At 30.2% G+C, this 6,664-nt stretch carries 4 protein-coding genes; 2 read left to right on the forward strand and 2 right to left on the reverse strand.

Features of this window, described 5'->3' with window-relative positions:
* Positions 1-274 precede the first annotated feature (274 nt).
* Positions 275-2,467 (forward strand): hypothetical protein, encoded by a 2,193-nt coding sequence (locus ACJAX4_RS20960; RefSeq protein WP_435791374.1) that lies wholly within the window; start codon positions 275-277, stop codon positions 2,465-2,467.
* A gap of 173 nt (positions 2,468-2,640) precedes the next feature.
* Here ACJAX4_RS20960 and ACJAX4_RS20965 read toward each other — a convergent pair whose 3' ends face one another.
* Positions 2,641-4,605: an alkaline phosphatase gene (locus tag ACJAX4_RS20965; protein ID WP_435791375.1), complete on the reverse strand. Its 1,965-nt coding sequence runs from the start codon at positions 4,603-4,605 to the stop codon at positions 2,641-2,643.
* 265 nt (positions 4,606-4,870) lie between these two features.
* A complete protein-coding gene (locus ACJAX4_RS20970; RefSeq protein WP_435791376.1) occupies positions 4,871-5,224 on the reverse strand; it encodes a DsrE family protein in 354 nt (117 codons plus the stop codon).
* 476 nt (positions 5,225-5,700) lie between these two features.
* Between ACJAX4_RS20970 and sigG the strand changes: the two genes are divergently transcribed.
* Positions 5,701-6,474, forward strand: coding sequence for an RNA polymerase sporulation sigma factor SigG (sigG, locus tag ACJAX4_RS20975; RefSeq protein ID WP_435791377.1), 774 nt, complete (start codon positions 5,701-5,703; stop codon positions 6,472-6,474).
* The last annotated feature ends 190 nt before the right edge of the window (positions 6,475-6,664 follow it).

Below are 6,664 nucleotides of genomic sequence, written 5' to 3' on the forward strand. Positions count from 1 at the left end.
TCTATAATTTTTTTAGGAAAAGTTTTGTAGAAAGATGAGAGGTTTGAAATAATAAATTGCTGATAATCAGCATGAGAGCTCCAATTTTTAAGCATAAAATAATCCTCCTAGTAAAACATGTATTTAAGAGGAGGACCGCAAAATTTTACAGACATGTCAAGTGTTTTATGCAAAAAAAGTGGGGGATCAACAAAAATCAATGATACTAAAAATGAGTAATCACAGGAGCTAAGGAGTTTCCGTGAAAGCTCTTAACATATAAGGGGGAGTGTAAATGAAGAATATTGATGAGTATTTAAGATTACAAGATGAGACAAATAAAGAAATAAGTCTAATATTGTTAGACTTAGAAACAGTAGAAAAAAAGGAAAAAGAGTTAATATACTTAGAAAATAAACAGCTATTAGAAAAACTGAAGGTTACAAGCGACCATATAGGGGACAAAACTATAAATGAGTTTGCTGCCCTGAAAAATAGAATGGACACACTAGTAAATACAAATGCCACTGAAAAATTAGGATTAAATCTAGAAATATCTAAATTATATCAACTTGCAGGTAACTTAGAAAGTAAGCTAGTTGATCTTGAAATAAAAATTAGGCAGACCACTGCATCACAAGAATCTAGTAATAATCCTTTACCCGAGACAGCACCCATGGTAAATAATACTAAAGCTAAGAAGAAAGCAGGGAATGGACTAAAACTCGGAGTAGGAGCATTAAACTTAGTGGGTATAATCTTAATTTTGATATCTCTTTCTACATTTGGAAGATATGTTTATGTAAACTTTATGTCAAAAGAGCTGAAGGGGATAACTCTGTTTGTAATACCTACAGTAATTCTATTAGTTGGGGAATTATACTTTAGTAAGAAAAATTACAAATTCTCAAAAGGTATAACAGCCCTTGGGATATCTGGTTTATATACAGCAGTAATAATAAACTACTTAGTATTAGATAATATTACAGGAATAGCAGCATTAATCATCACTGCAATTATAACTGGTGGAGCAATTTACTTAAGCTATAAAAAGGAATCAAATTTGTTAAGGATTGTAACTTTAATAGGCGCATATATATGCTTAGTACCTGTAGGTGAGATATCAGTACAGCAGTCTTACATTATAGTTGCAATATTAACGTTTATAAATATATTAAATATATTTTTTCCACTTCAAGCAATTAAAAACAAAGATATAAACATATCATTTGAGTTTTACACATCATTATTAGCTTTATTTTCTACTTTAATAATTGGTTTCAATTTTGATGAGAATATTCAGGTATTGCTTTTAATAATAGTCACTGTTATATATAGTGTGCAATTTATGCTGACTTGCAAAGAAAAAGAAAGTATACTTAATTCGGTAGGGTTACTACTGTATTTTATAATATATCCACTGGTAACATTGGGAATATATATAGACTCAACTATGTGGTATCTACCATTAGTTGCCTACTGTATTATTGGACTTGTAATACTATTAACAGTAAAAAATACAGCGAAATGGACTGGTTATGTAGGTTTTGTATTAACTTGTTTAACTATACTTTTAAGAATAAACATAGAATGGGGGGATAAATATACGACAGTAATAATAATTGCAATATCTATTCTAGTTTTAAGTACACTAATGGCATGGTTAAAAGATAAGAATGCACTTTTGAAAATAACTTTAATAGGATTAGTATTCATAAGCATATTAAGTTACTTACTTAATATTAATAAGACTATTAGTATAATATATTTAGTATTATTTGCATTAATACTCTATGGTAGTAAAGAGATTAAAAATACTTTAGGAATTATAGTATTTAAATATTTTTATTTGCTAGCTATAGTAGATTGGGTATTAAGTCAGATGATAGATAAAGATATGTTTAATAATTTAGAGTCATTCATAGTGCTTAGTATATGTATTATTTACACAGTCATAATAAACAAAGTGGATATATTAAGGCATGATAAAATAAAAACAATGAATTATATAAGTTTATGTTTTATATCTTTAGCTTGTGTAGTTTCAGGTTTATTTGGGAATACAGAGTTTTATTTAACCACAGCTCTTATAGTTTACATGTTAGTATCCATGTTCAATGAGGATTATATAAGTACGATGGCATTAAGAAACTATAAGGTATTGATTTATGCATTGTTATCAACTTATATAGTAGTGAGATTAAGTTTTATAGTTGATGTAGTATATGAATTTAAACAATTACTGATGAGTACATCACTGATGTTAGTTGCTCTAGGTAGTGTGTTTTTAGGATTTAAGATAAAGAATTCTAAGCTTAGAAAATATGGTTTAATATTATCATTAATAACTTGTGCTAAAGTTATGCTGGTAGATTTTTATTCATTCGACTTTATAATTAAGACAATAGTATTTATGATAGTAGGGGTAATTGCATTAATAATATCTTATATATTCTCTAAACTAGAAAAAGAGTATAAGAATAAATAACAAGCAAAAAATGCGACTATATCTATTTTTGTAAATCCTAGCAAGTGGGGCGTGAATCGTCCCACTTGCTAGGGCAACTTATGATGTTAAGCGTAGGCTATGCAGCGTATAAGAACATACGTAGGTAGCAACTAGTAAAAAATCCCTCTGCTAAGCAGCGGGATTTTTATGATTTATTTTAATTTTATATAACCGTTATAAACGTATCCTTGAGACTTTCCATAGTTAATTTTATACCAATTTCCCTTTTGTCCAATTATTGTAACAGAAGAATTATATTTTAATAATCCTATTTTAGAAGATTCTGAGCTACTTTGATTTCTAACATTTAAACCTGATTTTGCAGTTACAACTCCTGTTTTTATAGTTGAAGGTTTTACTTCTGGAACTATAATGTCCACTACTTTGCCCATATTAACATATTCTTTGAATTTTGTTATCACATCTTGAGGTAGATAAATATCTTTTTCATCATAAGTTTTACCATCTTTTGTGATCAAAACAGTTACTCCATCAAATTCAACTTTTTCTGCATCAAATTCTCCCTTATCTGTAAATCCATTAAGCTTTAAAGTGTGTCCAGACTTACTTATATTTACTACTGGATTATCCACATCAGAAGAATCTATAGAAATAGTTGCACCTACTTTATCAAATTCTGTTTTTGCATTTTTAAATAATTTATCTGTAGTTTGTGAAAGATTTAAACCAGTTATTTTTTCTAGATATTTAGCGACATCTATATTCTCTACAAGTCCAGTTAGTTTTTTAATTCCTACAGGAGCATAGCAGTATAAGCCAACATCACCAGCTGTATGATTATTACTTGTCCAAGCTATACCAATTCTTTTATTTACAACAGATTTTAGGTTTCCAGCTTGAATTTCTATAATTTCTTCTTTTGTTAAATCTTCAAAACTAAAGTATTCCTTTAATGATAACTTTATGGTATTTTCATCTTTATCTTTAAGTTCTGCTCCTATTAAGCCGCTAGATGCTTTAGCATTAGTCAATTTCATGATTGTATCCTCAAAAGTAACCGAGGAATAATTTTTACCAATATTCTCACCAAGACCCACCATACCAAGAGTACCGCCACCAGTACTGTGATCAGATGCAGAGATTACAACAGTATTCCCATCCTTTTTAGCAAAATCTAGAGCTGCTTTTACTGCTTTATCATAAGCTACTATTTCACTAACAAGTTGAGATGGGTCATTAGCATGAGCTGCCCAATCTACTTGACTCCCCTCAACCATTAGAAAGAATCCATCTTTATCTTTTGATAATGTATCAATCGCTTTATTTGTCATTTCTTCTATTGTTGGTTGACCTGGAGTTAATCTTTCTCTATCTATATCAGGGGACATTGCTTGTGGTGCAAACATACCCCATAATTTAGAAGATTTTGTTGAAATAAGCTCGTTTTTATTAGTTACATAATCGTAACCCATATTTTTTAATTCTTTTCTTAGGTCAACTCCGTCTTTTCTATATTGTGATTTTCCATCTGCAGATAGAGATTCTGAACTTAATAGCCTATCACCACCACCTAATACAACATCAAAGTCTCCATAAACCATTTGTTTCATTATAGAGTTGTACTGGCTTCTATTTGCAGCATGAGATGAAAAATCAGCTGGAGTAGCATGCATAGCTTCACATGTAAACACCATACCAGTTGCTTTATCAGATTCTCTTGCGGCCTCGAGTAAAGTTGCTTTAGGTATATTCCCATCTTTTGTGCTTAAAGTAGCAATATGTTTGTCTTCAGATTTGTAACCAGTAGAATAAGCAGTTCCACCTGGAGCAGAATCTGTAATAGGGCCATCTTGCCAATAAGTTTGTACAAGACCAGTTAACATGGAATCCATATTTAAAGAATCATTTCCTGCGATCCCATCTTTTTTTAGATCATTATATAATCGTGCAAGGGTAACAGATTCTACGCTAGTCCCGTCAGTTATCATCATTATTACATTTTTAGCTTTTTTTACTTGCTTTGATTGTCCTACGGTATCTTTGGCATAGGCGGTGTAAGAAAAGCCTTTTATTGGTTCGAATAGTCCTGTTGAAGCTTGTCCAACAATTAATACTGTGCATACCAGTGCAACAATTCGCTTTTTAGATTTAAACATGAATAATTCCCCCTTACTATCTTTAGCATATACTTTTAATTTTACTTAATGTATACTATTACTCAATATCTTAGCATGTTTTACATTATATGTAAAGTAAAACAACATATATATAAATTAATTAAGAGTGGATAAAGACATCAAAGTACACTGAAATTGGTATTGTATTACTTTCAGAATATCAATGCAGACTTAATAAAGTAACCCATATCTAATGATATGGGTTACTTGTGACGACATAAAATAAAATTGTATCTTTAATCGCTTAGATGGTAATTACTTTCCAGCCATTTTTCAGATAATCTGTAAGAGGCTCTCCCATATATATTACTTCTATATCGAGTGCTTCCAACTTTTCAGTTACTTCATACATGTCTGAACATGCTCTACATGCCTGAAACTTAACGCCTACATCCTGTGCTTTCTTTACATAGGCCTGAAGATCTGTGTCCATGCTGAGAAGTTTAGAGGACGGTCCCCATATGATTAAGGTTACATCGTCCCACCATCCTTTTAATTTCGCATTATAAGTATACATAAAACCCATCTTAAGTGCTACTTCCCTATCAGCACTGGTCCATAAAACCGCTAATTTATCTTGGTTTTTTGTATTTTCCATCTTGTCTCCACCTTTCTAACTATAATTTTTAGTTGCTATTGGAACATTACTTTACAATAACTTGTAAGTAAAGTATATCATTATTTAATAGCTAGTAATACGTAACATGTACATTTAGCATCTTGCTTATTTTTTGAATTCCATCTGCGCCCTCAAGTAAAGGCATAAAAATAGCCACGCTCTTTAGGAGAATGGCTATTAACTGTCGCGTACTTTATTTATACAGTATACTATAAGGTATGAGTGAAGCATTTAGAATATTCCATAATTTAACTATATATTAATATATACAATATTTAATAAACTTAAAACGTAATTAGACTTTTATCAACTTAAAAAAATTATATACTTATGCAACAATACTTTTAAATTCTCTCTGTAGTTACGAAGGAATGATGTAAGGTTGTCTCTAGTATATTAAACAAATCATAAGGACATAATTTGAAGGTACTTACTTTGAAGGGAATGATGAACTTATGATGTTTAATAAAGTAGAGATATGTGGAGTTAATACTTCAAAATTACCGAAATTAAAAGAAAAGGAAATGAAAGAATTATTACATAGGATAAAAAATGGGGAGTATGGGTGTAGAGATGAAGTTATTCAAGGAAACTTAAGATTGGTTTTAAGTGTGATAAAGCGTTTCAATAATCGAGGTGCGGATGTAGATGATCTATTTCAAGTAGGGTGTATTGGTTTAATGAAATCCATTGATAATTTTGATTTAAGTTTCAACCTTAGATTTTCAACATATGCAATTCCTATGATTATCGGGGAAATCAGAAGATATTTAAGAGATGATAATTCTATAAGGGTTAGTAGGTCAATAAGGGATACTGCATATCAAGCAATGCAAGTTAGAGACAGGTTGATAGATGAAAACAATAAAGAACCAACTGTAACTCAAATAGCAAAAGAATTAGAATTACCTCGAGAAGGCGTTGTATTAGCTTTAGCTGCTATACAAAACCCTGTATCTTTATTTCAACCAATTTATCATGATGGTGGCGATGAAATTTATGTAATGGATCAAATAAGTGACACTAAAAATTTAGATGATAGTTGGCTTGAAAGCATATCAATTAAAGAAGGGATGAAAAAATTAAAAGATAGAGAAAAGTTAATCTTAAATTTGAGGTTCTTTAACGGAAGAACTCAAATGGAAGTAGCTGATGAAATAGGTATATCCCAAGCACAGGTATCTAGAGTTGAAAAAAATGCATTAAAGCACATGAGAAAATATGTATAGGGTTCTCTAGCAGGGGCATTTTATAAATTTATAAAAAAAATTAAGACTATAATATTGAGTTAACTTAAAAAAAGGTGTTCATGAACACCTTTTTTATGAATTCTCATTTAATAAAGTTAGAATATATTAAATTATATGTACAGGCAATTTTATGAAAATTAATCATAGTATAGTAATAAGCTATACTAGG

Source organism: Clostridium sp., from assembly GCF_051278035.1.
Classification (GTDB): Bacteria; Bacillota; Clostridia; order Clostridiales; family Clostridiaceae; genus Clostridium_AD.